General features: G+C 43.4%; 1 protein-coding gene and 1 pseudogene. One reads left to right on the forward strand and one right to left on the reverse strand.

All coding sequences use genetic code 11. The annotated features are described in order from the left end of the window. A partial coding sequence (locus tag CYK47_RS15265) for a transposase (RefSeq protein WP_016165541.1) occupies positions 1-142 on the reverse strand: 142 nt, incomplete at its 3' end. A gap of 69 nt (positions 143-211) precedes the next feature. Here CYK47_RS15265 and CYK47_RS15270 point away from each other — a divergent pair. Further along, positions 212-454, forward strand: a pseudogene (locus CYK47_RS15270) (SDR family oxidoreductase); the annotation flags it as partial. Between the last annotated feature and the right edge of the window lie 328 nt (positions 455-782).

Genomic DNA, 782 nt, shown 5'->3' on the forward strand with positions numbered 1-782 from the left:
GATTGGCTTCACGAATCCATTTGTCTAAAGTTGAATAACCCACACCTAATTTCTGGGCGATTGCAGCTATAGGTTCGTGGGAGTTTGAAAGTGCATAATCAATCGCTTGCTGTTTAAATTCAGGACTAAAACGTTTAGCCATTTCTTGAATCTCCAAAGATTAAAGTTACGTTATCTTTAGAGGGACGTGCTGTCCATTATTTTGGCTAGGATCAATGCCTATTGTCCTGGTGTTGTAGGTACAGATATGTGGGTGGAGATTGATCAACGCTTTGCAGAAATTACGGGTGCTGCGATTGGCGCGACCTATGAAAAATACGTCGCGGGTATTGCCTTGGGCCGTGCTGAAACCCCAGCAGATGTGGCAGGCTTTGTCGCATTCTTAGCCAGTGATGATGCCGACTATATGACAGGTCAGTCGGTGATGATTGATGGCGGAATGGTGTATCGTTAATGTGTCTAGCTGATTAAACACAGTGATTGCTTGGCTGAATGTACTGATCGTAAATTAGCCTAAGTAATACATTAGTTATTCAATCCCTATAAGCACTTCAACGCCGTGTCACACGGCGTTGTCAGGCAATCATGTCAGTTAATATGTAAATCTACAATTAACTGCCAAGCTTTGGATGGTCATGCCAATAACAGCTGCTATCTGTTCCTTAAAATGTAGTCAAACATGGTCAAGGACTAATTCGCACTCTGTTAATGTCTTGTTTCCAAGCGTGTAACTAGAGCCTAAGTCGGTCAGTTCCGACTTGTAGCGGTCAGTCCGTTCTTGC

This window comes from Acinetobacter sp. B51(2017) (assembly GCF_003711395.1).
In the GTDB taxonomy this organism is placed as follows: domain Bacteria; phylum Pseudomonadota; class Gammaproteobacteria; order Pseudomonadales; family Moraxellaceae; genus Acinetobacter.